Here is a 26,153-nt window from a genome sequence, read left to right on the forward strand (position 1 = left end):
ACGCGAGATGACCTACGTGTCGCCGGAGCTGGACGAGGCCACGAACCTCACGTGGATCTTCGACGACTTGCTCGTCGGAGCACGCAGCGGCGAAGTCATCGCCGTGACGCCACGGACCCCGTAAGCGGATCGATACAGAACCGTCCCCGACGCCCGAGAGCATGCCCGGTTGCGTCGGGGACGAGTCGTCTGGGGCCGCGTAACGCCGCGGCGAGGGCGCTCAGCCCTCCATGTGGTGGAGCGTAGCGCGGTCCGCCTTCACGGGGATGGTCAGGCCCAGGCCCACGAGGAGGATCAGCATGATGCCGAGGATGCCCCAGTAGGTGTAGTCCTCGCCGGCGGGGGTCACGGCCTTGCCGATCAGGAGGAAGAGGCCGTACATGGCGGGGGCCATGAAGGACACGGCGCGGCCGGTCGTCGCGTAGAGGCCGAAGACCTCGCCCTCGCGCCCGGCGGGGATGATGCGCGACAGGAAGGAGCGCGACGCGGACTGAGTGGGGCCCACGAAGACGCACAGGGCCAGGCCCAGGGTCCAGAACACGATGGGGCCGCGGGCGTGGAGGAAGAAGACGCCAAAGCCGGCGACGACCATGGCGGACAGCGACAGGATGATGACTTTCTTCGGGCCGATCTTGTCGTCCACCCAGCCGAAGGCGACGGTCGCCAGGCCGGCGACGATGTTCGCGGCGATCGCGAAGATCATGACCTCGCCCGCGCTGAAACCGAAAGCGGTCTTGGCCAGGACGGCACCGAAGGTGAAGACGCCGGCCAGGCCGTCGCGGAAGACGGCGGAGGCGATGAGGAAGAAGAGGGTGTGCGGGGCCTCGGAGCTCAGGGTGCGAACGGTGCGCCACAGGAGCTTGTAGGAGTCGAGGATGGACTCGTGGTCGCCGCCGGTGTGCACCTTTTTGGGCAGCGGCGGGTGAAGGATGACGGGGATGGCGAAGCCGCCGAGCCACAGGGCGGCGATCACCATGGAGATGCGGATCGGCAGGTACTCGTCCGTGGGGACGCCGAGCAGGTTGGTGCCGATGAGGCCCACGTAGAGGATGAGCAGCAGGACGATGCCGCCGATGTAGCCGGACGCCCAGCCGAAGCCCGAAATTTTGCCGCGGTCTTCCTTCTCGCCCAGGTGGTTGAGCATCGCGTTGTAGTTCACGGATGCGAACTCGAAGAACACGTTGCCCAGGCCCAGCAGGGCGATGCCGAGCATGAGGGCGCCCTTGGGTCCGAGCACCGATTCGGGGTGTACGAAGTACATGGCGAGCATGCAGGCGACGACCAACCCGGTGAACCATCCGAGCCAGACTCCGCCCCGGCCTCGTCGATCGGCGCGCTGACCGGTGATGGGGGCGAGGAGCGCGATGAACAGGCCCGCGATCGTCATGCCGTTGCTGAGCCAGCTTGAGGCGGTGCCCGCGTCGGTGAAGACGCCGTCGCTGGTCAGGTAGGTCGTGAACACGAAGGTGGTGGCGACCGCGTTGAAGGCGGCGCTCCCCCAGTCCCAGGCCGCCCATTCGACGACTTGGCGCGTGATCACGCGGTTGCGGGGGGAGGGAGTGGTACTCATGTGATCGGGCTCCTTCGGTGGGGAGTGCTCGGCGGCGCGCGTGCGTCCAGGGTGAAACTACCACGTTTCGCTTCCCCCGCTCGTCCGGCGGCGCGGTGGGGACGAGGCCGGGGAGCCACCAGCGCAACCTGACCGGATGCAATATACTGGCCTGTCACCCTGGAAGGAGACCAACGATGGCGGACGATTCATTGCGCAGCGTGTCCGATGCGGACGAACGGCTATCCAAGGCGCGCGCAAATTTTTTCATCGCCACCGTTTGCGCTAGTTGTGCAATCTTCTTTTTTTGTATACGCAGCTTTTTCCCAATCGCCTACACATTCTTTTTCGTCGTAGTTCCGATTCTCCTCGCTCTCGCTTCCCTCACACTCGGCGTCGCCGAAATCGTTCAGCAGCGCCGGGGAGTTCTCATGCACGTCGAGTCGGAAGGAATCGCCCTCTATCCCCTTATCCTCCCCTTCTACGTTTCGTCGATCTGCTCCGTGTTCTTGATGACCTGCGGCCCCATCGCACTCCTCTTGTTCCTTATTCAGCCTAATTCTGTCATGAGCCTAATCCTGGGGTTCTCGTATTCGTACTTCGGATACACAATGTTCAACGTGACAGACTATCGCCCCTCGCGCATCCACCGGTCACCGATGATCACGCTCGGTCCCGATCACCTGTCGATTCAGCCCCTCCTGCACGACAACCCGACACATATCCGTTGGGATCGCAACCCCCAGATTGAGGGTTTCGAGCTTTTCGTCGCCAACAAGGAGTCGCATCAGTTGATGCACGTATCCACCCGAGACTCCGAGGATGCGCTCGTTTTCGAGATGAGGGGGACGCCCATCTGCTACTGGCAACTCGCGCGGCTCATGAACCACTTTGTCGCTCATCCAGAGGATCGAGCAACGCTCGGAACACCCCAGGGACCGCAGCTCGTCAGCGACATCCTGACGGCAGGCTAGGCTCATGCTTCCTCTGACACTCATCCGGCGGCCCCTCACCCCGAGCCAAGCGGACGCCATCATGCGGCGAGCGTGGATCGTCCCCGCGTGCTTGTATGCCGCCGGACTCGCGGCAGCACTTGTCCTCGCTGCCCTCATCGCACTCGGTTTCCCCGCTCTCGGACTGCGTTACGGGCTCGCTATCGTCTGCATTATCCTCGTCGCCTTCATTCCAGCTGGAGTCGCCTACGCGCGTGCACCCAGCCGCCCGCCGAGGGTCACTGCCGCCACAACGCGCGAGGAGGAACGCACGGTCACCGAGCTGATGATCACCGGGGACGCTACATTTGCCCGCAGTCGCAACGCTGGATTCACATGGGGACTAAGTAGCATTGCTCTTTGCCTCATCCCTCTCGCGTTCTCCTCGAGCACAAAAAATGGTGTCCTCATGTCGCTCGGCGCTGGTGTCTTCATCATCTGCCTTCTCGTGAAAGTGCCAGGTCTGTATTTCCCCCAACCGCGCGACGTCAAGGTACAGAAGTTCGTTCTTATCCCCGAGGGGTTTGCCTTCGCGGAGAGAGACCTCCTCCCTCGGATCAAGATGGCGGACTGGTGTGATGTGACCGGCATGGGCGAGACCGTCAAGGGAATGACCGCCATTCACTGGACCGCAGACGGCGAGGAAGGCATCATGTGGCTGCATTTGAAAGATCCTGGCCTCTCCTACGTCGCCTTCGAGCGCCTTATCGACTATTTCGCCTCCAACCCCGGGCGGCGACGCGTTCTCGGCACTGAGGTCGGCGTCGACGTGGTGCGCGCGCTCCTACGAGGCCAGGATCCAGACGCCTGAGGGAGGGTTGCCCGCGTTTGGAGATGTGCGGGGGCGATGGGGACGAGGAGGGGGAACCACCAGCGCAACCTGACCGGATGCAACATGCTGGCATGTCAGGGACGAAGGAGACGCACGTGGAGGGTGACAGATGATCGATACGTCCCAGCCTCAGCCTTGTTCGCTGTCAACAAGTCAGTGGCGGTGGCCACCCTGACTAATCCTGCGCCCTAGGAGTTCGTCCTGGTCGGCGAGCAGCCGCGCTATGGCAAGGTCGAGGGGACGCGTGACCTTCAGGGAGCGTTCGTCACCCGCGACCGTGTGCACGGCTGCCCCGATCGCCTCGACCAGGCCAGCGTCGTCCGTGGCGGCCACGGCCTCGTCTGCCCCGAGGGAGGCGCCCGCCTCGTGCGCGCGCGTGAGCACATCCCAGCGGAAACCCTGCGGAGTCTGCACGGCCACCATGTCGGCGCGCCGCGGCGTACCCGTGACAAGGCCCGAGGCATCCACGGTCTTGAGCGTGTCGGTGACGGGCAGGACGGGGATGACCGCGCCCGCGCCAGCGCGCACCGCGTCGATGACGCGCGCGGTAACCTGCGGTGGAGTCAGGGGGCGAGCCGCATCGTGCACGAGGACGACCGTATCCGCGCTTCTGTCCCCGAGGGCAGCCAAGCCTAGTGCGACGGAAGCCTGCCGCGAGCGGTCGGAGCCCGCGACGACAAGCACGTCGCCCAAGCCGTCGATCGCGGCGCTGAACTCAGCGATGCACGAGGCCGGGGCAGTGACGACGATCATGCCCACTCCCCCGGCGCGTAGGCCGCGGGCCGCCCACCACAGCAGGGGGCGACCCGATAATTCAACGAGAGCCTTGGGCAGCTCACAGCCGAGGCGCGAGCCGGACCCGGCGGCCGTCAGGACCGCGCAAACCTCACTCGGAGATTGCGTCATCATCGATCTCGATGCGGCCCTCAGCCAAGACAGAATCGAGGCGATCCGCGGCGGCTGACTTATCGATATTGCGGGCCAAGGCCAGTTCAGAGGTGAGGATGGAACGGGCCTTCGTCAGCATGCGCTTCTCGCCCGTGGACAGCTTCTTCAGGTCGTCGCGGCGCGTCAGGTCGCGCACGACCTCGGCGACCTTGACGATGTCGCCAGTCGCAATCTTCTCCTGGTTTGCTTTGAAGCGGCGCGACCAGTTGGTGGGTTCCTCCACGTAGGGGGCGCGCAGAACGGCGAGCACTTCCTCCAGGCCGTCCTCGTCAACAATGTCGCGCACGCCAACCAGGTCAACGTTTTCTGCTGGAACCTGGATCTCCAGGTCGCCCTGGTTCACGCGCAGCTTCAGATACGTACGTTCTTCACCGCGAATGGTGCGCGTCATGACCTCTTCGATCGTGGCTGCGCCGTGGTGCGGGTAGACGACCGTCTGACCGATTTCGAACGACATGGAAGGACTCCTGGGTGCTCGCGTGGATAGCACGTCCATTCTACCAGTTGCCTGACGAATATCTCCGAGACAGTGTGAAAGCCCAACGTTACACGCATTAGAGGAACGATACAAACCAACGTCAAGCACGACCACCATACGACCATCTCTGCGACCCCAGTCACGATCGGATGGTCAGTTTTAGGGAATGCGCCACACTCGTTCGTTCACCCGCGCACCCCTACTTCAACACACCCCTCGCACACGCCCAAGGAGGCACAAGCATCATCCCAACCCCGCAATTGTCGCGCCCACAGGCACGACGAAGCCCCGGCCTCGTCCACACAGACGAAACCGAGGCCCCGCGTCGCTTACTTGCCCTGGTTAGCGACCGCGGCGATCTTCGCCTCGGCCTCAGGATCCAGGTAGGTGCCGCCCTTCTTGATGGGCTTGAGGGTTTCCTCGTCGAGCTCGTACACCAGCGGAATGCCGGTGGGGATGTTCACGCCGGCAATATCCGCGTCGGAGATGTCATCCAGGTGCTTGACGATGGCGCGCAGCGAGTTGCCGTGCGCGGCAATCATGACAGTCTTGCCGGTCTTAATCGCAGGAACAATGGCCTCATCCCAGTAGGGAAGCAGACGCGCGATGACATCCTTCAGACACTCGCTCATGGGGACAGGCTCACCGGCATAGCGGGGATCCTGATCCTGCGAGAACTCCGAGCCGGCCTCGATGGCGGGCGGAGCCACGTCGAAGGAACGGCGCCACAGCATGAACTGCTCCTCGCCGTACTCGTCGCGGATTTCCTTCTTGTTCTTGCCCTGGAGCGCACCGTAGTGACGCTCGTTGAGGCGCCAGTTGCGCTCAACGGGGATCCAGTGGCGATCGGCAGCGTCGAGAGCGAGGTTCGCGGTCATGATGGCGCGACGCAGCATCGACGTGAACAGGAGGTCCGGGAGAACGCCGGATTCCTTGAGGAGCTCACCACCGTGGGTAGCCTCCGCGCGGCCCTTGTCCGACAGCGGAACATCCACCCAACCGGTGAAGAGGTTCTTTGCATTCCATTCGCTCTCGCCGTGGCGGAGCAGCACCAGTTTGTAGCTCATGTCTCTATTGTCCCACAGTCGGAGCGTAGCTCCTACATTCCGTGTCGTTGATCACGCCACAGCTGTGGGGACGCGCCGAACCATCCCTCAGCGGCGAAAACCACTCCTCCCACATCTTCTCCCCGTCACTACCCCGGTCTCCCCCTGATTACCCCCGCGATCTGTACCGACCGCGCGCCGGACGCCCCGTCACTACCCCGGTCTCCCCCTGATTACCCCCTGAACGCCTCGCCGTTTCCCCCTGAACGCCCCAAAAAATCAAGGTTCCACATGATTACCGGAACAGTATGCACTCTTCACTTCTTCCCGTACGGTTACACTATGACCATCACACGACGCACTCTGACAACGGCCGCCCTCATCACCGCGGCCTCCCTTGCCGTGGGCGCCTGCGGTTCATCCAAGCCGAAGGATGCGGCCCCCTCCCCCACACAGGAGGCAGCCACCACCTCGCGGACATCATCACCCACTGCCACGGCCTCGGCCACCCCCACGGTCCCCGGATACCGGGCCGGAGAAATCCCGCCGATCCCCCTCTTTTCTACTCCCCCGATCGACGTGTTCGCATCCAACGCCGACAAAGCCATCGTCGACTCCGCATCCTCAACCCTATCCTCCGTTCCCGGCGTGAGCGTCGCACCCGCCAAATGTGACGGCACCTCCGTCGTCTCAGGCACCACAGTCTTCGGCGGCGACGGATCCGCCGTAACCACCTCCAACAACACGACCGTCATCAACGCAGGCGACGGCTCCGGCGTCATCACCGAGGGAACAACAACCATCACCTACGCAGGCGACGGCTCCGGCACCTACACGAACGGCGACACGAAGCTCACCATCACGGTTGACACCGACGGCTCCGGCACCTACACCAGCCCGACCACCACCTTCACCCTGAACGGACACGGCGGCGGCACCTACACAAACTCCGCAACAGGTGAAACGATCACCAACAACGGCGACGGCTCAGGCACACACACCACACGCACCGTAACAATCATCAACAACGGCGACGGCACCGGCAACTACACGGACCCGAACCTGACCATCATCAACAACGGCGACGGCACTGCGATGGTCAACGGCACAACGATCACCGGCGCACCCAAGGTTGAAAAAGCCTCCACACTCGGCACCTTCCCGCCGGTCGAGTCACTCAAGCCCGTCGAATCCTGCGGCACCCTCATCACCCTAGAGGACGGCGTCCTCTTCGACTTCGGTAAGTCCGACATCCGCCCCGACGCCGCCCAGACCCTGACAAAGCTCGCCGACATCCTCACCAACGCGAAGGTCCCCGCCGCCCACATTTACGGGCACACCGACTCCGTGTCCGATGAAGCTTTCAACCAGCAGCTCTCCGAAGCTCGCGCAAACGCCGTTAAGAACGACCTGAGCGCGAAAGGCGTAACCGCGACCATGGACGCGACCGGCTACGGCGAGTCGAAGCCCGTGGCCCCCAACGAGAACGCCGACGGATCAGATAACCCCGCCGGACGAGCGCTCAACCGCCGCGTCGAAATCTTCATCCCCGCTTTCTGACACACCAACATCGTTCATCTACCCACACGAAAAGGAAACCCCATGTCCATCAAGTCCCTCATCCCCGCCGCTGCCGTCATGGCCGTGGCCACCCTGGCCCTGACCGGCTGCACCCAGAACAACGCCGCACCGAGCGATACCTCATCAACATCCTCCCCCGCCACCTCGGCGCCCACAACCTCGGACGTATCCACCGCCCCCGCCACCTCGGCGCCCACAACCTCGGATGCATCCACCGCCCCCTCGCAGGACAACGCGACGCCGATCATCTTCAATGAATCAAACGAGCACCTCACCATTCCCGCGGGCACCACGACGGTCATCGTCAATGGTTCAAATAACGAGATTGACGGCGGAGAGGTTACCGCGATCACGGTGGCCGGTTCCAACAACTCCATCGAGGTTGAATCGGTATCAACCGTATCCTTCACCGGGTCTAACAACGAAATCGAGTACGAGGAAGGAAACGCCCCTCAGGTGACCAGCGATTTGGGTGCCAGCAACGAAATCTTCATGAGCAAGTGACACTCCACCAACCAGTGTGGGGTGCGCAGATAATCTGCGCACCCCACACTGAAACATACCGATCAGGCGTGAGCCTGACGGTAAGCCTCAACGATCGGAGCGGGAATACGCCCGCGATCAGAAACCTCACGCCCGTTCTCCTGCGCCCACGCACGAATCTTCGCATTCTCCAGGCGTTGGTTCGGATTGCCAGCGTTGCCGCGACGACGAGTCGAACCAACCTTACGACCGGCCTTAATGTAGGGCTGAATAGCGCCGGCAAATTCTTCGAAATGCGCGCGGTTCAAATCGATTTCGTACGACGCCCCATTGAATGCGAAGCGCACGGTTTGCTCGGCGGGCGTCCCGTCAAAATCGTCGACAACTTCCACAATCTTTGTTGTCTTCTTCATGGATATTCCTCCTGAGGGATCAAGAATTCCACATTCCAACCATCAGTGGAATTCATTGCAATTAGGGTAACTCACAACGCATTTTCTTTCTCATCATTCATACGACGCCCTAAACGTGAGTTAGACATCACCGAACGAAAGAGCCGGTAATTGAAAGTTATACTCGTAGGCATGTACGAGGCTGGAGAGGCCTTGCAACCCCACAGGATGAGATGAGGAATCACAGTGAGCAGAGCACACCACCCCCGAGCGGCGGCATGGGAACTCTACTTCACCACAACGGCTCGCCTCACTGAACGCATCGAAGCCTCGCTCAAATGCAACGCCGGACTGTCAATGCCCGAATACTCCGTCCTCCTCATGACCGACCGCGCGGGCGAGCTCGGCATCCGCCCCTCCGTCCTGGCACACAAAGTCGTCTTCTCGCGCTCGCGCCTCACCCACACAATGAAGCGCCTCGAATCGCGCGGCCTCATCGCACGTCGCCCCTGCCAGGGGGATGGGCGCGGAGGCCTCGTCTTCCTCACCGAGGCCGGAAAATGCCTCTTCGACGAAGCAGCCCTTGTCCAGCGCGACGTGATTCGCCAGCTTTTCCTCAACGACATTTCGCCCGAAGAAATCGACACACTCACCGCACTATTTCGTCGAGTGGCCGCGCGTCTCGACTCCGACACGCCATGTCCGTGAACGCGCGCCGCCTCGCGATCGCCACCGTCGCGACCGGAGTCATCGCCGGCCTCGTCGGCCTAACATGCATCCACCTGCTCCACTGGATCCAGGCCCTCGCCTGGGACATGCACTCCGGGACTCTCTTGGAAGCCGCGAGCGCACTCTCCCCCACCCGACGCATCCTCGTCCTCACCCTCGGCGGCATCATCGGGGCTCTGTCATGGTTCCTCCTCTTCCGCCGCAACAAGGCCATCACGTCTGTGTCAGCGGCCGTCGCCGGCACCCCGATGCCTCCCCTGCGCGCCACCTGGCACGCCCTGACCCAGGTACTCGTCGTCGGCCTCGGTGCGTCCGTCGGGCGCGAGGTCGCCCCCCGCGAGATGGCCGCCGCCTTCGCCGCTGCTGCCGCCGATCGCCTGGGGCTTCGCGCCGAAGACCGCCGCATCATCGTGGCGTGCGGCGCGGGCGCAGGCCTGGCCGCCGTCTACTCGATTCCATTGTCGGGCGCTATCTACACGCTCGAAATCCTGCTCGTCTCACGCTCGGGGCGCGCGGTCGCCCCCGCTTTCCTCACGTCGGGGATCGCCGTCCTCATCTCCACAGGATTCACCAGGCCCACGCCCTTTTACACGGTCCCCACCCTCACGCCGTCCCTGTCGCTCACCGTGTTCGGGGCCCTCGTCGGCCCGCTGCTCGGCGCCGCCGGTTGGGCCTTCAAGCAGGGCGTCGCCCGCGTTGGCGCGGCCCGGCCGCGAGACTGGCGTATCCTCCTCACCCTGCCCCTCGCGTTCCTTTTCGTTGGCCTGATTTCCGCAAGGATTCCCTCCGTGCTCGGCAACGGGCAAGCCAGCGCTCAGACGCAGTTTGATGCGACGTGGGCGACCGGGGCGGGTCTGGCGTTCGCGGCGCTGGTGCTCGGTGCAAAGACCCTCACGACTTTCCTCACGATTCGCTCCGGCGGCTGGGGCGGCGTCCTCACCCCCGCGGTCGCGCTTGGCGCCGGCCTGGGAGCCGTCATCGGCCTGCCGTGGGCGGCCGCCTGGCCCGGATCCGAGGTGGCCGCCTTCGCCTTCATCGGGGCCGCCGCGTTCCTCGGCGCGTCCATGAACGCGCCCTTCACCGGCCTGATCCTCGTCATCGAATTCACCGCGCAGGGGCCCACCATCCTCGTGCCCGCCGCCCTCGCCGTCGGCGGGGCCACTGCCGCGACCGCCTGGCTCAGCCGCCGCACCCTCCCGGGCGCATAACCTGCACCAGGCTCTGGGGGCCCGCCGATTGCCCGCACCCGCCTCTGACAATCCCTGCAACACCCCCTGTGTCGGTGGCGGACGAGTTGTGCACATCCGGATAGGTTGTTCGTACCCGGATAGGTTAAGCGCATCCGGATAGGTTATTAAGCTATCCGGATGTTTGTAACCTATCCGGATGTGCGTTACCTATCCGCGTGTGCACCCGTTCGGCACCCGATGGGGCCGACCCAAACTCCAGCTGCTTCGGGCATAGCCACCGCGCCCGCGCCTCTCCGCGCGTCACCGCGCGTCACCGCTCGGGGAACCCCAGCCTCGTCCCCACCCCCCAAAAGTTGCACGTAATTCCCCCAACGCTATTTCAAACATTGAATTCACAACGTTGGAATTGCAACGTTTTCTTACATAACTAAAAACTGACCAAATTAAATTACGTGCGAGATTTGTGGGGAAGGCACCAGAGCGGTATCAGAGCGGCACCAGAGGGGCACCGAAGGGGCGTCAGATCCCAGCGAGCGCTTGATCCAAGTCCGCGATCAAGTCGCCCACGTCCTCGAGTCCGACCGCGAGACGCACAAGCGTCGCGGGCACTCCGCCCACGCCGCCCACGCGCGTCGAGTGCGTCATGATCGCCGGATGCTCGATGAGGGACTCCGGCGCGCCCAGGGACGCTGCCAACGCGAAGATGCGCGTGCGCGTCGTCACCTCGAGAGCCGCCTCCCCCGTTGCAACCTGGAAGGACAGGACCCCGCCGACGCCGCGAGGATTCTGACGTTGGGCCAGCTCATAACCCGGGTCCGAGGCCAACCCCGGATAGTGGACCGCGCTCACCTTCGGGTGGGAGGCCAGGAAAGTAGCCACCGCCAACGCGTTGGCGCAGTGACGCTCCACGCGCAGAGCCAGCGTTTTCAGGCCCCGGTGCGCCAGGTACGTGTCGCGCGGGGAGGGGACGTGCCCGAGGGCCATCTGCAGTTTCACGGCTTCAGCTGCGGCGTCTCGATCCCCGAAGAAAGGCTCGACGTGCCCGGGCAGCTCCAGGCCATCGCGCAAGATGACCGCGCCACCCACCACGTCGGAGTGTCCGCCCACGTACTTGGTCGTCGAGTGCACGACGACGTCCGCTCCGAGCGCCAGCGGACGCTGCAGGAAGGGCGTCGCGAACGTGTTATCCACGATGAGCAAGCCGCCGACCTCATGCGTAAGAGCCGCGACCGCCGCGATGTCCGTGACCGTCAGGAATGGGTTCGAGGGGGTCTCTACCCACACGATCTGCGGGCGCTGCTCGCGGATCACATGCTCAGCCTCGGCGAGGTCACTCAGATCCGCGGCCCGGGAGGTGATGCCCTCCACTGGCTTGATGACACTCAGGAGCTTGTGCGTCCCCCCGTAGACGTCCGTCGAATGCACGACGTGATCGCCGGGGCGTGCCAGCAGGCGGATGACCGTGTCCTCGGCGCTCATGCCCGACGGGAACGCGAAGCCGTGCGTCGCCCCCTCCAGGGCGGCCAGCGCACCCGCGAAGGCATTGGTCGTCGGGTTGCCACAGCGCCCGTACTCGTACCCTTCTCGCAGCTCACCGGGCCGATCCTGCACGAACGTCGACGTGACGTGCATCGGCGGCACCACATCACCCGTCACGGGATCCGGGTCGAACCCGGCGTGGATGGCCAGCGTCGCAAAGTCGGTACAGTCAGTCGCACTCATACCGTCACAGTACGAGGCCGTAGCTGGCTACGCCGAAGGATTTCGTCGGTCGATCTATTGTGACAGCGCGCGCTCGGGGCGCAAAGAGGTGGCGACCGCGACCCGAGAACTGGGGGTATGAACCCCTCAACGCGCAACTAAACCCTAGTGGTAGCAGTGTGGGCGCGCGGCCAACAGCGCCACCTATCGGGTTAACGTGCGCATCGAGGGACCCCTAGCGCCACCTATCGGGTTAACGTGCGCGCCTACACCCAGCCAGCGAGGGCGATACGCGCCTGTTCCTCCAGGGCCGTAACCGCACCGTCAGAATCATTAGCCCAGGGCACGTAATGGAAATCCCCGCCCCCGGCCTCGACGAACGTCTCGCGGTTGAGCTGATCAATCTCCTCGAGCGTTTCCAAGCAATCCGCCACGAAACCCGGACAGATAACGTCCACACGCGGACAGCGGGCACGGCCAAGCTCACCCATCTCGTCGATCGTCTGCGGACCCAACCACTGCGCACGCCCAAACACCGACTGAAAACAAACCGTCAGTGACCCCATCGGCAGGCCCAGGCGCGTTTCCAACGCGGCAACCGTACGGCGGCACTCACCCCGGTAGGGATCCCCGGCCTCGTCCATGGCGACCGGAATCGAGTGGAAAGACACGACAACACGATCACCCGCGAGGAAGTTCGGTCGGCCCACACGCTCCCAATGTTCCTCGAGCGCTACAGCGAGCGCGTCAATATATGCGGGGGCAGCCGGGAAGGAACGCTGAAGGCGCATCTCGAAGCCGTCGCGGTTACGGCGAATCCACCGCGCAATCGTGTCATTGAGGGTCGCCACCGTGGAGGCAGCGTACTGCGGGTATGCAGGCAGGACAGCGACGCGCCGCACCCCGTCGGCGTGAAGACCGTCCAGAATGGAGCCGATGGAGGGCTGCCCGTAACGCATCGCGACTTCGACGCGCACACCCGGCAGACGTTCACCCAGCAGGCGCGCCTGCTCGCGGGTGTAGTGCATGAGGGGTGAACCCCCATCCAGCCAGATACTGCGGTATTTGGCGGCGACCGGGCGCGGGCGAACGCGCAAAACGATGCCTTCGAGGATGGGCTTCCACAGGAGCGGACTCATTTCGATGACGCGGCGGTCGGAGAGGAACTCACGCAGGTACGCGCGCACCGCTGACGGCTCGGGCGCGGTCGGCGTGCCTAGGTTCACCAGAATCAGGGCGGGCTGTGCATCGCCTGGTCGGGCGTTCATCGGGCGTGCGGCGCGAGGGTCGACTGGCGTTAAATCCTCGGAAATCATCACCCGTTCAGAATAGTGGTCCGCGGACGCGCTGTCCCTGACTTGGTGTCACCTCCCTACAGCCTCGCCACGCAACGCGAACGCTAACCGCCTCAATAACGGGCGGAACGCACGCTCCCGCTCACTACAGGCCTCGTTGTGCCTGCGCGACGCACTAGCATCGCCACGCCTCACGCGTGGTCGCGCAACGCGAACACGCGGTAGCACAACGCCAACACGTTCCCGCCTGGGAGCCTCGCTGTCGTAGATACACGGGTGCCCCGCCTATCAGATAGGCGGGGCACCCGGGCGTTATTCACGCGAAGCCGACGGCTTCGCGTCCTCCTGATGGAGGGATCTGGCTCAGGCCTGACCGTTCTGCGAACGGATGAACCACGCCTGCTGCTCGAGGCGGCGAATGTAGTCGTTGAGGATGTCGGCGGAGGCAGAGTCCTCGGCGTCGACCTTCTCGTGCACGTCACGCATGGTGCCGACGGTCGCGTTGATGGAGGCGACGGCGAGTTCCTCGGCGTCATCGGTCTTGACGAGCGTCTCGGGGACGGTCGGCAGGGTGTTGCGCTGGGCGACGACCTCGGGCAGGCCGTTGGGGACGACCTGGAGGGCGCGCATGCGCTCGGCGATCTCATCGGAGGCCTCGCGGGCGATGTCCACGACATCGTCGAGGTAGAGGTGCAGCGAGCGGAAGCCCTCGCCGGTGATGTTCCAGTGCAGCTGCTTGCCCACGAGGGACAGCGCCGTCACGTCGGTGAGGACCTTCTGCAGGTTGCCTGCGAGAACGTCGGAAGCCTTGAAACCGGTGGACTCAACGGTCATGATGAATCTCCTCTGCTTGTGTATTCGATGCGGGCGCGGCCCTCGTGAGGCGTTGCCCTTCAGACACAACCATCTTGGTCCTTTGGTCCCGAGATTTCTAGCGCTGTCCACTGTTTAGTAAAATGTTTCACGATTGTGTCAAGTGTGGGAATAACGCCCGCGTTTTTGGGCGTTATTACGTCATTGGGACTTTGGCCCTATCGGGTAGGGTCGCCTTACCAATCTTTCACGAGGCCACGGTTGCCTCACGCGGTTAACCGTGGACATTTAGACCGTGGACCCCGCAACGGGACGCAGGAGCGACGCGCCGATACGCAACTAGAGCCTCATCAAACCCTCTCATGCGCACGTTAACCCGAAGGATGACAGCCCTAACCCAGCAGGTGGCTGCCTGGGCCCACCTACGCGCACGTTAACCCGATGGGTGGCTACGTGGGCAGGCCGCCCACCATGCCACCAATGGGGTTTAGCTGCGCATTGAAGGGTTAACACTGCCAGCAGAAGGGCCGGACTGCTACCACTGCACTGCCCCACACAACCTATTTCGCCGCAACACGACCTGATGTGTCCCGGGTATTGTGGAGAGTGTCTTAGGCCGGATTGGAGGTTTGGGATGTCTGGTCAGCGTAAGTATTCGATGGAGTTGCGTGAGCGTGCGACGCGTATGGCGTTGGAGGCTCGTGCTGATCCCGAGCGGCGTAGGGGTGCTATTAAGCGTATTGGCGGCCAGTTGGGGGTCAATCCTGAGGCGCTGCGTACGTGGGTGCGCGCCGTGGAGCAGGGCGGGCGCAATGAGCGTGGCGAGGTCAGTGATCAAGAGGCCCGTATCCGGGCGCTGGAAGCTGAAAACCGTGAGCTACGGCGAGCCAACGAAATTTTGAAGGCGGCGTCAGCTTTTTTCGGGGCGGAGCCAGGTCGCCTCGGACGCTAGTCTACGATTTCATCGAGGTCAATCGGCATCGGTGGGGAGTCGAGCCAATCTGCACTGCTTTATCCCAGTCAGGGGTGCAGGTTGCTCCCAGCGCCTATTACGCTGCCCGGACTCGTGCCTTGTCGGCGCGCAGCGTGCGCGACGAGGCGCTCACAGACGTGATCAGACGCGTGTGGGAGGAGAACTACTGTGTGTTCGGGGTGCGCAAAATGCATGCCTTCCTCAACACTCACGAGTTGGGCGTGGGATATGTGGCGCGCTGCACGGTCGAGAGACTGATGCGGCGTATGGGCATTCGTGGCGTGAGTCGGCGTCGGACCCGCCATGTCACGGCTTCAGCGCCGCGCCATGCATGCCCCTTGGACCTGGTCAATCGGCATTTCGGGGCCCATGATCTCAACGAGTTGTGGGTCGCAGACATTACCTACGTACCAACCCAGGCTGGCTGGGTCTACGTCTCCTTCGTCACCGACGTGTGCTCTCGTAAAATCCTGGGCTGGAAAGTCGCGTCCTCGCTGCATACCGACGTGGCCCTGGACGCATTAAACATGGCGATCTACCAACGTCGCCGCGATGATATAGACACTCGTGGGCTCGTGCACCACTCCGATCGGGGCGTGCAATACCGCGACGTGCGCTACGGACAGGCACTAGCCCAATGCAAGGCCATAGCCTCAGTAGGATCCACCGGCGACTCCTACGACAACGCTCTAGCCGAGGCCTTGAACTCCTTGTACAAAGCTGAACTCATCTACAACAAAGCACGTCCCGGCTACACAGGTCCATGGCGCGACCAACGCGAAGTCGAACGCGAAACCTCAGCCTGGGTCCACTGGTACAACACAAGCCGCCCTCACCTCGCCCTGGGCGGAATCACACCGCAACAAGCAGAAAACAAATACACAACAACACGAAAGAAAGCGGCCTAAAAATCCCTACACAAAACCCGGGACTTGACAGACCATGATGTCGCACATGGACCCTCCAGCTCGCACGTTAACCCACCTCGTGGAGCATGGGCGGCTGCGCCCAGCTTCTACTAGGTAGGTCTAGCTGCTCATTTTTCCTCATTTTTCTCGGAGAACTCGCTGGTTCTGCTCTGCACTTGTGATGACTCGGAGTTATAGCCTGCCTTATATATCCATATAATTCCAACAAGACTTTGCACGCTAAACACAACTACCGGAACAAGTACAGAAATAGTCTCATGGTAGATTCCTTGAAGGATAAAGAGTAAACCTGAATCTACATAAGCAACGACTAAGCAAAAGAGCGGTACTGAACCTGCTCGTTGCACCTGATACCAGGATGCCTCCGACTCTGATGCTGCCTTCGTCCTGATTCCCGCCCACACATTCGGAGGCAACTTGTCATGCCGCATCGCTCGCGCTAGACCAACCAAGGATAAAGCGGCAACAAACGTTAAGAGTCACAGACCAAATGAGATGAGTCCATCCATCATGATCAGTCCCTTCCAGACTTAGCTTCATTGCTAAATAGAGCCGTCACATACCTTGATTCACAAGATGTCAAGCGATTGATACCTCTACATGCTGGGCTGTGCGCAACAAGAGGTTGAGGCGCATGTTCAGGGGGCGACGCACGAACAACACGCCACGCCAGACACCGAATCCACCAAAAAGCAGACCCATTCAGCAAAAACAGGCCTTTTTCGCCGTTTTTCGCCCAATGGGTCTGCACTTTGGCGGCCACGCGACCTCAAGCCGCGGCCTCACCGTCACCAATCGGGGGGAATTGCACTACACGGGGGTCCGACACGCCGGCGACACGCGGCCAGCAAGCTTCATGTAGTGCAAAACCCCCACCACTACTGGTGCGAAGGGCGCCGGAGGACACCACAGGGCCAGGCTGCGGCGACCATGGGCGGCGGCGGGGCCTGGCCGGACAACGAGTCGACGCGCCGAGCGAAGCTCGCAGCGCGGACGGCGAGCGGGCGGGCCGCCGCCCACGAGCACACCAAGCAGCCCGGCCCATCAACGCATGCAAAAGCGCCCACCCCTGTAGGGGCGGGCGCTTCTGAGCCGCCTGTGGGAATCGAACCCACGACCTATTCATTACGAGTGAATCGCTCTGCCGACTGAGCTAAGGCGGCCGTGCCTGCCGTTCCGTTTCCGGCGCGCGGGCAACGGCACAACTCTACTGGAAGGAGCGCCGACAACGCAAACCAAGAATGCCCACGAGGCAATGTCGTGGGTCACTGCCTACTTACACATGAGACCGTCGGCGGGGACGGTGCCCTTCACCAGGTAGTCCTCGACGGCGTTGACGACGCACCGGTTAGCGCCGCGCCGGTATGCCGTGTGATTCCACCCTTCGACGGAGACGAGGACACCGCTGGCCAGCTGCCCGGACAGGCCTTGCGCCATGGAGTAGGGGGTGGCGGGGTCGTGCGTCGTGCCAATGACGACGATGGGCGCAGCGCCCTGGGCGGTAATGGGATGGCGGTCGGCGTGGCGTGTGGGCCAGACGGACAGGCCAGCGGAGGGGTAGCCGACGTAGCGGCCCAGGATGGTGAGTTCGCTCTTCAGGGAGGTGGCGCGCTCGATCCATTGCTCTTGCGTCCCCTCCGGCTCATAGTCCAGGCTGTTAATCGCGTTGATGGCGTCGGCGGAGTTGTCGGCGTAGGTTCCGTCGGGGTTGCGCGAGTTCATAAGGTCGGCGATTGCCAACATTTGTGTCCCGTCGCCCTTACGCCACGCGGCCTCGAAGGCGTCGGTGAGCTGCGGCCACCGCTGAGTGTTGTACATGGAACCGGTCAGTGCAGTGACGGCGAGTCCCTCAGTGAGTGGGCGCTTGGGGTCGTTGGTCGTCATCGGCGTGCGCGCCAGGGAGTCAAGGAAGGAGCGCACGGTTGCCACGCCCTCGTCCTTGGTGCGTCCCATGGGGCACGAGGCCTGGGTGGCGCAGTCGGTGATCCACTGTTGGAGGGAGGCGTCCAGGCCGCGCATCTGCAGGGTGGAGATGTCGTCGACGCTGAGCGAGGGGTCCAGGGCGCCGTCGAGGACGAAGCGGCCGACGCGCTCGGGGAAGAGTTCTGCGTAGGTGGCGCCCAGGAAGGAGCCGTAGGAGTAGCCCAGGAAGTTGAGTGTGTCCTGGCCGAGGACGGCGCGTACCATGTCGAAGTCGCGGGCAGCGCTGACCGTGTCGATGTGTTCGAAGAGGTTGCCGGATCGTTCGCGGCATCCGTCGGCGAAGGCGCGTGATTCTTCTTCGGTGTCGGCGATCGCTGATTGTGGGTTGTCGTCGTTCCCATCGTTGTCGTCGCCGGCGTTGCGTTCGTCTTTCTCTGCGTCGGTTATGCAAAAGACGGGGGTGGAGGCGCCGACTCCACGCGGGTCGAGGGCGACGATGTCGTACGCTGCGACGACGGAGTCGCCGAGGCCTAGGGCCGAGTAGTAGGGCAGCGCGGAGACGACGGAGCCGCCGGGGCCGCCGGGGTTGACGAAGAGGGCGGGAGCGTCTTTCTGTCCGGATCGGTGGATGGCCAGCGCCAGGGAGATCTGGTCGCCGTCGGGTTCGTCCCAGTCCAGGGGTGCTTTGAGGAAGGCGCACTGGTATTCGCTGGGGTCGGAAGAGTCGACTCCCTGGAAGGTTTCGAATGTTCCCTCCGAACACACGCCCCACGTGATGCCCTGCTCGTAGTACGGCTGGGTGGACCCGGATTGGACGGGGATTGACACCGACGAGGAGGTGGCGGTGGTCGCTGGAACGGGTCCCCTGGCGCGTGTCCCCACGTAGCCGACGACGGTTAGGACGACAGCGACGACTGCGAGGATTGCGACGGCTGCTACCGCGAAGGAGCGTGTCTTCATGGCCCCGATTGTATACGCTGAATCGCTGGGTCAGTTTTCAGGCCTGTGGGCGCAGGGAGATCGTCATGTCTTCGAGGACGAGGAGGGGGTTTCCGTTGGCGATGAGGCGCCGGCGCGCCGTCTCGATGTGGTCGACGCGCGCGAGGGTTTGGCGGGGCGTGGACTCGCCCGCGATGGTGTGGACGAGGTCGGACAGGTCCGTGTTGATGAGCTCGCCGTGGCCGGCGACTTGCACCATGAGGACGTCGCGGTAGATGGCGAGCAGGTCGATGAGGGCGCGGTCGATGGCGTCGGTGAGGGCACGCTTGGAGCGGCGCTTCTGGTCCTCCTCGAGCTGGCGGATCATCGTGCGCGAGGCCTTGGTGGCGCTCTCGCCTTCCTCCATGCCGAGTTGGCGCAGCAGTTCGGCCTTTTCGCGGGCGTTGCGCTCGGCCACCTGCGCGTCGGCTTGGGTTTTCGCGGTCTCGAGGAGGCGGTCGGCGGCCATGACGGCCTCGCCGACGCTGCGCACGGAGGCGGGGGCGGTGATGATGGCGCGGCGGCGTTCGCGCATCTGGGGGTCGCGGGCGAGCGCGCGGGCCAGCCCGATGTGGGATTGGGCGGCGCGCGCCGCCTCGAGGGCGACGTCGGGGGTGGCGACGCCTTCGCGCACGAGCAGGTCGGCGACCGCGGCCGCGGTGGGGATGCGCAGGCCGAGGTGGCGGCAGCGCGAGCGGATCGTGGCGATCATGTCCTCGGGGCTGGGCGCGCACAGGAGCCACACGGTGTGCTCGGGTGGCTCTTCGATGGCTTTGAGGAGCGCGTTCGCGCCGGATTCGCCCAGGCGGTCCGCGTCCTCGACGACGATGACGCGCCACAAGCCCTGGGAGGGCGAGGACTGGGCCTGGAGCACGAGGGAGCGGGCCGTGTCGACGTTGATGATCGAGGTCTCGGTGGCCGCAAAGACCACGTCGGCGTTCGTGCGGGCCATCGTCGTGCGGCAACCGGGACACGCTCCGCAGCCGGGTTCCTCGCCCGTGCATTGGAGGGCAGCCGCGAAGGCGCGGGCGGCGACGGAACGACCGGATCCGGGCGGGCCGGTGATGAGCCACGCGTGGCTCATTGAGCGGGCCTCGTCAGAGGCGCGCCCCCCGCCGCGACCGGCGATGATCGCGCGGGCGCCGACTGCGGCCTCGCTGAGCTGAGCTACCGCTGCATCCTGTCCGACCAGGGAGGACCAGACGCTCATTATTCATCCCACAGCGCACCCTGGGACTCGCCCAGGGCACCCACCATGGTCGCGGGCTTTCGCGAGGAGCGCTGCTCGCCGGAGCCCGTGCGTGGCGCCGAGGCCTCGGTGGCCGCCTCGGGCACGGAGGGCGCGGGGCGCTCGGTGGCCGCCTCGGGCACGGAAGGCGCGGGGTGCTCGGGCGCCGCCTCGGGCACGGACGACTCCGCAGACGCGGCCGACTCCTCGGGGGCAGGCGCGCCCGCGGGCGCGTCCACGGCCTCGTCGATGGTGGCGACTCCGCCCTCGAAGCGTTCGACGAGGACGCCGCGGATCTCGGAGAAGACCTCGTCGACCGTGCCCACCGCGTCGATGACGACGATGCGGTCGGGTTCGGCGTCCGCGAGTCGCAGGTACTGGTGGCGCACGCGCTCGTGGAAGTCCATGGACTCGCGTTCCATGCGGTCCGGGGCGTCGGTGCGGCGGCGCGCGCCGACCTCGGGGGGCAGGTCCAGGAGGAAGGTCAGGGACGGGTAGAGGCCCTGGGTCGCCCAGGCGCTCAGGGACGCGATCTCGTCGACGCCGAGGGAGCGGGCCGCGCCCTGGTAGGCCAGGGACGAATCGATGTAGCGGTCCCCCAGGACGACGGCGCCGCGTTCGAGGGCAGGGCCGATGACCGTGGCGACGTGGTAGGCGCGGTCGGCCGCGTACAGGAGGGCCTCCGTGCGCGCGTCGACGTCCTCGGGCCCGTTTTGTACGAGGCGACGGATTTCCGTGCCGAGTTCGGTGCCGCCCGGCTCGCGGGTGACGATGACCTCGCGGCCACGGCTGGCAAACCACTCGCGCACCGACTGGATCTGCGTGGACTTCCCCGAGCCGTCGCCGCCTTCGAAGGTGATGAACACTCCTCGCGCCGCCATCAGCTGTCCTTCTTCGTCGCGGCCTTCTTGGTGGCCGTCTTCTTGGCGGCCGTGGTCTTCTTGGCCGTCGTCTTCTTCGCGGCCGTCTTGCGCGTGCGCTTGGGGGCGGGGCCCTTGGCGCGCTTGTCGGCGAGGAGCTCGTAGGCTCGCTCGGCCGTCAGGTCCTCGACCGTCTCCGCGCGCGGCACGGTTACGTTGGTCTCGCCGTCCGTCACGTAGGGGCCGAAGCGGCCGTCCTTGACGGTAACCTTCTTGCCCGAGATCGGGTCCTCGCCGAACTCGCGCAGCGGCGGGCGGGCGGCGCCGCGGCCGCGGGTCTTGGGCTGGGCGTAGATGGCCAGGGCCTCATCCAGGGTGATGGTCAGCAGCTGGTCCTCCGAGGCCAGCGTGCGCGAGTCCGTCCCCTTCTTCAGGTAGGGGCCGTAGCGGCCGTTCTGCGCGGTGATGACCTCGCCCGAGGCCGGGTCCGTGCCCACCTCGCGGGGCAGGGACAGCAGATTCAGCGCGTCCTCAAGGGTGACGGTGGCGATGTCCATTGTCTTGAACAGCGAGGCGGTGCGAGGCTTGACGGCGCTCTTCTTCGCCTTCTTCGCGCCGGCCTCGTCCCCTTCGGTCGACTCGGGGAGGACCTCGGTGACGTAGGGGCCGTAGCGGCCGTCCCTGACGATGATCGTGTGCCCGGTTGCCGGATCCACGCCGAGCTCGCGGCCGTCGTCGGCGGCGCGGGCGAAGAGCTGATCGATCAGCTCGTCCGTCAGCTCATCGGGGGCGACCTCCGGCGGCACGTTCGCGCGCGTCCCGTCGGCCTTTTCCATGTAGGGCCCGTAGCGGCCCACGCGCAGCGTCACGCCGCGGCCCAGGTCGATCGAGTTGACGGCGCGCGCGTCGATGTCGTCGCCCAGGGAGGCGACGTCGTGGCGCAGGCCCCCGTGCTCGCCCGTGCCGTCGGGGCCGAAGAAGAAGCCGGTCAGGAAGTCCGTGCCGTTCTCCTGGCCCGCGGCGATGCGGTCCAGGTCGCCCTCCATCGAGGCCGTGAAGTCGTAGTCGACCAGGTTCGCAAGATTCTCCTCGAGGAGGCGCGTCACGGAGAACGCCAGCCACGTGGGCACCAGGTACTGGCCGCGGTGCGTCACGTACCCGCGGTCCCCGATCGTCTGGATGGTGGCCGCGTAGGTGGAGGGTCGGCCGATGCCGAGCTCCTCCATGGTCTTGACCAGCGTGGCCTCCGTGTAGCGGCCCGGGGGCTGGGTCTCGTGGCCGTCGGGGGTGGCCTCGGTCAGCGTCGCGGGATCGCCCTCGGCGACGTCGGGCAGGGTCTTCTCCGCGTCGTTCTTTTCCGCGTCGTAACGCCCCTGGTCGCGGCCCTCCTGGTAGGCCAGGCGGAAGCCCGGGGAGGTGATGACCGTGCCCGAGGCCGAGGACAGCACGTCGTGACGCGCGCCGTCGACCTCGATGCCGGTGAGCACGCGGATCGTCGCCGTGTAGCCAAGAGCGTCGGCCATCTGCGAGGCGACCGTGCGCTTCCAGATCAGGTCGTACAGGGCCAGCTGCTGCTTCGACAGGGAACCCGCGACCTCGCCCGGCGTGCGGAAGTGGTCGCCGGCGGGGCGGATCGCCTCGTGCGCCTCCTGGGCGCCCTTGGACGTGGTGCCGTACAGGCGCGGGGAGTCGGCCACGGCCTCGGCCCCGTAAAGCTGGGTTGCCTGCTCGCGGGCGGCGTGGATCGCCTGGCTGGACAGGGCCGTGGAGTCGGTACGCATGTAGGTGATGTAACCGGACTCGTAGAGGGACTGGGCGGTGCGCATCGTCGAGGAGGCGTTCCAGTGCAGCTTGCGCGACGCCTCCTGCTGGAGGGTCGACGTCGTGAAGGGGGCGGCCGGGCGGCGACGGTAGGGCTTGCGGGTCACCGAGTCGATGACCGAGGCCGGGGCGTCCGACAGCGCCTGCGCATAAGCCCGGGCCGTGGCCTCGTCCAGGTGGAGGACGCCGGCCTTGGTGGCCTTCGCGCTCAGCTCGCCCTTCTCGGAAAAGTCGGAGCCGGTCGCGATGGCGTGGCCGTCCACGGAGGCCACGCGCGCGCCGAAAGCCTGGCCCGCCGACGTGAAAGCCGTGTCGATCGACCAGTACTGGGCGCTCACGTGCGCCATGCGCTCACGTTCCCTGGCGACCACGAGGCGCGTGGCCACCGACTGCACGCGGCCGGCCGACAGGGACGGGCGGATCTTGCGCCACAGGAGGGGCGAGACCTCGTAGCCGTAGAGGCGGTCGAGGATGCGGCGGGTCTCCTGCGCGTCGACGAGGTCCGTGTCCAGGTCGCGCGTGTTCTCCAGGGCGCGCTGGATCGCTTCCTTCGTGATTTCGTGGAACACCATGCGGCGAACGGGCACCTTCGGCTTCAAAACCTGGAGGAGGTGCCACGCGATGGCCTCACCCTCGCGGTCCTCATCGGTTGCCAGATAGAGTTCGTCGGACTCCTTCAGGAGCTTCCTCAGTTCGGTGACCTTTTTCTTCTTGTCCGGGTTCACCACGTAATAGGGTTTAAAGCCATCATCCACGTTGACAGCGAAGCGGCCGAACGGCCCTTTTTTCATGTCTTTGGGCAGTTCGGAGGGCTGCGGGAGGTCACGGATGTGGCCGATGGAGGCGGTCACGTGGTAGTCGGGACCCAGGTATCCCTCGATGGTGGCTGCTTTCGCAGGAGACTCCACGATCACGAGCTTCGTCGCTGACATTGCCTGTCCCTTCCCGTCGCTTCCCCAGTATTTGTAGCACCTCGTCGGCGAGCGCACGCGTCGAGGCATCTGGGATGGACCTTACCGCGTCCCACCCACATCTGGGTACCGTGGCCGCTTCCGCGCGTCTCACTCCCACCGGGTTTGACATTCACGAGGCCGTGGCGGACCCTCAGGCGCGCGTGTCGGGGACGCATCGATCAACCGCTCGACGATACCTATACATAGGGAGGAACCCACGCCTCGCACCGCGAGCCGACCAGACCGGTCGAGACCCGCAGACTCAGCCCAGGCCTCGTCCCCCCAACGCGCACCCAACGTTTGTGTGAGCGGCACTCAATCGGGCACAATCGTGAACGTGATTCCGAACTTCGTCTCCGAGATGCCGATCCCCGTGATGCTGGCGTTCATCGTCGTGATCATCTGCCTGCCGATCGTCTTCATCAAGGACGCCCTGACCCGCTCCAAGGGAGTCATGCCCGCCCCACCGGACGTGCGCAAGGCAGGCAAGACCGACGAGTGGGACGAACTCAACAAGCATCACAAACCAAAGCTACGCGGATCACGCAAAGCCCTGGCGATCGACGTCCGCGCGCGTCTGCTCGCCCCGACGATCCCCTACGCGCTGTGCCACGGCAACCCGGTGAATGTCCTGGCGGTGTCGGACGTGGAGTCGACGACGCACATGCTCGCCCGAGACTGGGGAATCACACATCGCTCTGACCTGCTCCGACAGCTCTACACCCTGCTCAGGTCCGGGCACCGCGCCGAGTACACGCGGCTGCGCGAGCACTGCGCGGACCGTTCCTGGGCGACTGCGAGAATTGAACTCCTCAACAAGACCGCCGACAGGGACACGGACGCGTGGGAGGAACGCTGGCGCATCCGTCGCCTCCTGGACAACGATCGAGGCCTGTCCTCCGTGGATTTTGGCGCGTGGGATTTCGTGCGCGCGGCACTGCTGACTCGGACGGGCGCAGCCCTCGGGTGGCTCAGCGAGGACGAGGCCTGGGATACTCTCGCGCTGGTCAACCGTGCCCTGTCGTTGTCCTATTCCTCGTGGAACGAGGTCTGGGTGGCCTTCCGCGTCACTCGCTGGCTGTGGGCCGCGGAGGGAGACGCGCAGAGCGCAGCCAACGACCTGCATGACCGGAACCGAGGAGAGTTCCTCCTCGGAAAGAACGGCCTATGGACGGCGATCCCGTGGGATGCCCCATACCCCACCCCGCGTTTTCTCCTGCTCGATGCGCTCCGCGAGATGGACGCTCTACGCCTACTCTCACCCTCGGCCTGGGAGGATGCCTCGACGTGGGAGAGGGAACTCGACGCACAGACGCGCACCCGTGCCCCCATGTCCATCGGCGGCAAGCCGATCGTCCAGTAGCGAAGCCTCCGCTCACAGGACGTAGAATGAGTCGTCAGTCCTGATACGCGAACCGCACAGTCCAGTAGGAAGTCTGGGCGATGCCTCGCATCCGTCGCTGCCCCGAGCAGAATCCAGCGTCATCGGGTCCACCGTGGTGTACCTGGAGACGAGTAATGAAGACGGAGTCCACACTATATTTCGATGGCCAGTTCTGGGTCGGCGTCATTGAGCGCCACGAGGCCGACCGTGTTCGCGCCGTTCGGGTCATGTTCGGCGCGCAGCCCTCAGACGCGGAGTTCTACGAGTTCCTCCTCGCTCACGCCAATGCGCTCTTATCCCGCCTCGACGAGGCCGCTTGGGCTTCCGATACGGCCCAACACCACGCGACGCACCACAACCCCAAGCGCGCACAGCGCCAAGCGTCCCGCCTCGCGCGCCGCGCGCTTCCTTCCACTGCGTCACAGGCAGCGATTCAAGCAGAACGCGAACGTACGGCACGAGAACGAGCTTCCACGACCAAGCAGGAGAAACGAGAGAAAGCTGAAAAGAAACGCCGACTCGCCCGCCTGAAAGCGAAAGCTCGCCACCGAGGCCACTAAGGGCTGCACGTTAACCCCTCGGTACGCACGGAAACTGCATGACACGCGCATGGGCTGCGCTACCCCCACACATCGCCATCCGGCTGGAGACACACACCCTCACTTCCTGTACACTGTTCTGTACATAGGCGAGCAGAGGAGCACCCATGAAAACCATGACCTACACCGAGTCGCGCGCACGCTACGCCGAGGTCCTCGACCAGGTCGTCAACGACCGCGAGGAAATCGTCATCACCCGCCAGGGCCACGAGAGCGCCGTCATCATCGCCCTCGACGAGTACGAGTCCCTCATGGAAACCGTCTACCTCATGCAGTCCCCCGCGAACGCCCGCCACCTGCGCGAATCGATCGCACAGCTGCGACACGGCAACCTCGAAGAGCACGACCTCATCGACATCCCTGACGAGGAGAACTAACGATGCTCAAAGTCTTGTGGACCCCACACGCCTGGAACGACTACGTCTGGTGGCAGTTCGAGGATCGCAAGACCCTCAAGCGCATCAACGCACTCATCA

Annotated in this window: 23 protein-coding genes, 1 tRNA gene, 1 pseudogene and 1 other annotated feature; of the genes and pseudogenes, 11 read left to right on the forward strand and 14 right to left on the reverse strand. The window is 64.5% G+C overall.

Annotation, left to right across the window (positions count from 1 at the left end; translation table 11 throughout):
• Positions 1-220: 220 nt before the first annotated feature.
• Complete coding sequence (locus tag RYL44_RS06555; protein WP_314975452.1) at positions 221-1,570, reverse strand: MFS transporter; 1,350 nt, start codon at positions 1,568-1,570, stop codon at positions 221-223.
• 410 nt (positions 1,571-1,980) lie between these two features.
• Here RYL44_RS06555 and RYL44_RS06560 point away from each other — a divergent pair, with 410 nt between their 5' ends.
• Together RYL44_RS06560 and RYL44_RS06565 are read left to right on the forward strand one after the other, a co-directional pair.
• Positions 1,981-2,523: a hypothetical protein gene (locus RYL44_RS06560; RefSeq protein ID WP_314975453.1), complete on the forward strand. Its 543-nt coding sequence runs from the start codon at positions 1,981-1,983 to the stop codon at positions 2,521-2,523.
• Positions 2,524-2,527: 4 nt separating this feature from the next.
• Positions 2,528-3,352: a hypothetical protein gene (locus RYL44_RS06565; RefSeq protein WP_314975454.1), complete on the forward strand. Its 825-nt coding sequence runs from the start codon at positions 2,528-2,530 to the stop codon at positions 3,350-3,352.
• A gap of 174 nt (positions 3,353-3,526) precedes the next feature.
• Here RYL44_RS06565 and ispD read toward each other — a convergent pair whose 3' ends face one another.
• The 3 genes from ispD to RYL44_RS06580 form a co-directional block, all read right to left on the reverse strand.
• The gene (gene ispD, locus RYL44_RS06570) at positions 3,527-4,282 is read right to left on the reverse strand and encodes a 2-C-methyl-D-erythritol 4-phosphate cytidylyltransferase (RefSeq protein ID WP_314975455.1); all 756 of its coding nucleotides are present in this window, start codon (positions 4,280-4,282) and stop codon (positions 3,527-3,529) included.
• Complete coding sequence (locus RYL44_RS06575; protein ID WP_073982615.1) at positions 4,260-4,778, reverse strand: CarD family transcriptional regulator; 519 nt, start codon at positions 4,776-4,778, stop codon at positions 4,260-4,262. Before RYL44_RS06575 ends, ispD begins: the two co-directional genes overlap by 23 nt.
• A 350-nt stretch (positions 4,779-5,128) precedes the next feature.
• Entirely contained in the window at positions 5,129-5,866 is a 738-nt protein-coding gene (locus tag RYL44_RS06580) for a phosphoglyceromutase (protein ID WP_314975456.1), read from the reverse strand.
• Between the two features lie 321 nt (positions 5,867-6,187).
• On the opposite strand from RYL44_RS06580, the gene RYL44_RS06585 reads away from it, so the two are divergent.
• A complete protein-coding gene (locus tag RYL44_RS06585; protein WP_314975457.1) occupies positions 6,188-7,405 on the forward strand; it encodes an OmpA family protein in 1,218 nt (405 codons plus the stop codon).
• 42 nt (positions 7,406-7,447) lie between these two features.
• Positions 7,448-7,930: a DUF3060 domain-containing protein gene (locus tag RYL44_RS06590; protein ID WP_314975458.1), complete on the forward strand. Its 483-nt coding sequence runs from the start codon at positions 7,448-7,450 to the stop codon at positions 7,928-7,930.
• A 62-nt stretch (positions 7,931-7,992) separates the two neighbouring features.
• Here RYL44_RS06590 and RYL44_RS06595 read toward each other — a convergent pair whose 3' ends face one another.
• A complete protein-coding gene (locus RYL44_RS06595; RefSeq protein WP_073982610.1) occupies positions 7,993-8,322 on the reverse strand; it encodes a histone-like nucleoid-structuring protein Lsr2 in 330 nt (109 codons plus the stop codon).
• A gap of 225 nt (positions 8,323-8,547) precedes the next feature.
• On the opposite strand from RYL44_RS06595, the gene RYL44_RS06600 reads away from it, so the two are divergent.
• Positions 8,548-9,009: a MarR family winged helix-turn-helix transcriptional regulator gene (locus RYL44_RS06600; protein ID WP_276740369.1), complete on the forward strand. Its 462-nt coding sequence runs from the start codon at positions 8,548-8,550 to the stop codon at positions 9,007-9,009.
• Complete coding sequence (locus tag RYL44_RS06605; protein ID WP_314975459.1) at positions 9,000-10,238, forward strand: chloride channel protein; 1,239 nt, start codon at positions 9,000-9,002, stop codon at positions 10,236-10,238. Before RYL44_RS06600 ends, RYL44_RS06605 begins: the two co-directional genes overlap by 10 nt.
• A 501-nt stretch (positions 10,239-10,739) precedes the next feature.
• Here RYL44_RS06605 and RYL44_RS06610 read toward each other — a convergent pair.
• From RYL44_RS06610 to RYL44_RS06620, 3 genes are all read right to left on the reverse strand, one after another.
• Positions 10,740-11,942, reverse strand: a complete 1,203-nt coding sequence (locus RYL44_RS06610; protein ID WP_314975460.1) for a PLP-dependent transferase — start codon at positions 11,940-11,942, stop codon at positions 10,740-10,742.
• A gap of 245 nt (positions 11,943-12,187) precedes the next feature.
• Positions 12,188-13,189: a ferrochelatase gene (hemH, locus tag RYL44_RS06615; RefSeq protein ID WP_314975461.1), complete on the reverse strand. Its 1,002-nt coding sequence runs from the start codon at positions 13,187-13,189 to the stop codon at positions 12,188-12,190.
• Between the two features lie 390 nt (positions 13,190-13,579).
• A complete protein-coding gene (locus RYL44_RS06620) occupies positions 13,580-14,050 on the reverse strand; it encodes a Dps family protein (RefSeq protein WP_314975462.1) in 471 nt (156 codons plus the stop codon).
• A 613-nt stretch (positions 14,051-14,663) separates the two neighbouring features.
• On the opposite strand from RYL44_RS06620, the pseudogene RYL44_RS06630 reads away from it, so the two are divergent.
• Positions 14,664-15,910 (forward strand): annotated as a pseudogene (locus RYL44_RS06630) (IS3 family transposase).
• Positions 14,942-15,070: a sequence feature (AL1L pseudoknot), on the forward strand. Its footprint overlaps the pseudogene before it by 129 nt.
• A gap of 128 nt (positions 15,911-16,038) precedes the next feature.
• Here the strand turns inward: RYL44_RS06630 and RYL44_RS06635 are convergent.
• The 6 genes from RYL44_RS06635 to topA all read right to left on the reverse strand — a co-directional run bounded on the left by RYL44_RS06635 (position 16,039) and on the right by topA (position 23,673).
• On the reverse strand, positions 16,039-16,362 hold the full coding sequence (locus tag RYL44_RS06635) for an SdpI family protein (protein ID WP_314975464.1): 324 nt from the start codon (positions 16,360-16,362) through the stop codon (positions 16,039-16,041).
• Positions 16,363-17,021: 659 nt separating this feature from the next.
• A tRNA-Thr gene (locus RYL44_RS06640) sits at positions 17,022-17,094 on the reverse strand.
• A gap of 109 nt (positions 17,095-17,203) precedes the next feature.
• Positions 17,204-18,814 carry an alpha/beta hydrolase gene (locus RYL44_RS06645; RefSeq protein ID WP_314769755.1) on the reverse strand — a complete coding sequence of 537 codons (1,611 nt, stop codon included), beginning with the start codon at positions 18,812-18,814 and terminating at the stop codon, positions 17,204-17,206.
• A 37-nt stretch (positions 18,815-18,851) separates the two neighbouring features.
• Positions 18,852-20,045 (reverse strand): DNA polymerase III subunit delta', encoded by a 1,194-nt coding sequence (locus RYL44_RS06650; RefSeq protein ID WP_314975470.1) that lies wholly within the window; start codon positions 20,043-20,045, stop codon positions 18,852-18,854.
• Positions 20,042-20,941: a dTMP kinase gene (gene tmk / locus RYL44_RS06655; RefSeq protein WP_314975465.1), complete on the reverse strand. Its 900-nt coding sequence runs from the start codon at positions 20,939-20,941 to the stop codon at positions 20,042-20,044. The genes RYL44_RS06650 and tmk overlap by 4 nt, the downstream gene beginning before the upstream one ends.
• On the reverse strand, positions 20,941-23,673 hold the full coding sequence (topA, locus tag RYL44_RS06660; RefSeq protein ID WP_314975466.1) for a type I DNA topoisomerase: 2,733 nt from the start codon (positions 23,671-23,673) through the stop codon (positions 20,941-20,943). Before topA ends, tmk begins: the two co-directional genes overlap by 1 nt.
• Positions 23,674-24,031: 358 nt before the next feature.
• Between topA and RYL44_RS06665 the strand changes: the two genes are divergently transcribed.
• From RYL44_RS06665 to RYL44_RS06680, 4 genes are all read left to right on the forward strand, one after another.
• Positions 24,032-25,057, forward strand: coding sequence for a DUF1266 domain-containing protein (locus RYL44_RS06665; protein WP_314975467.1), 1,026 nt, complete (start codon positions 24,032-24,034; stop codon positions 25,055-25,057).
• 155 nt (positions 25,058-25,212) lie between these two features.
• Entirely contained in the window at positions 25,213-25,638 is a 426-nt protein-coding gene (locus RYL44_RS06670; RefSeq protein ID WP_314975468.1) for a YjdF family protein, read from the forward strand.
• Positions 25,639-25,784: 146 nt separating this feature from the next.
• On the forward strand, positions 25,785-26,054 hold the full coding sequence (locus RYL44_RS06675; protein WP_111824437.1) for a type II toxin-antitoxin system Phd/YefM family antitoxin: 270 nt from the start codon (positions 25,785-25,787) through the stop codon (positions 26,052-26,054).
• 2 nt (positions 26,055-26,056) lie between these two features.
• On the forward strand, positions 26,057-26,153 hold a 97-nt coding region (locus tag RYL44_RS06680; protein ID WP_314975471.1), incomplete at its 3' end, for a type II toxin-antitoxin system YoeB family toxin.

It is taken from the genome of Actinomyces bouchesdurhonensis (assembly GCF_963540955.1).
GTDB classification, from domain to species: Bacteria; Actinomycetota; Actinomycetes; order Actinomycetales; family Actinomycetaceae; genus Pauljensenia; species Pauljensenia bouchesdurhonensis.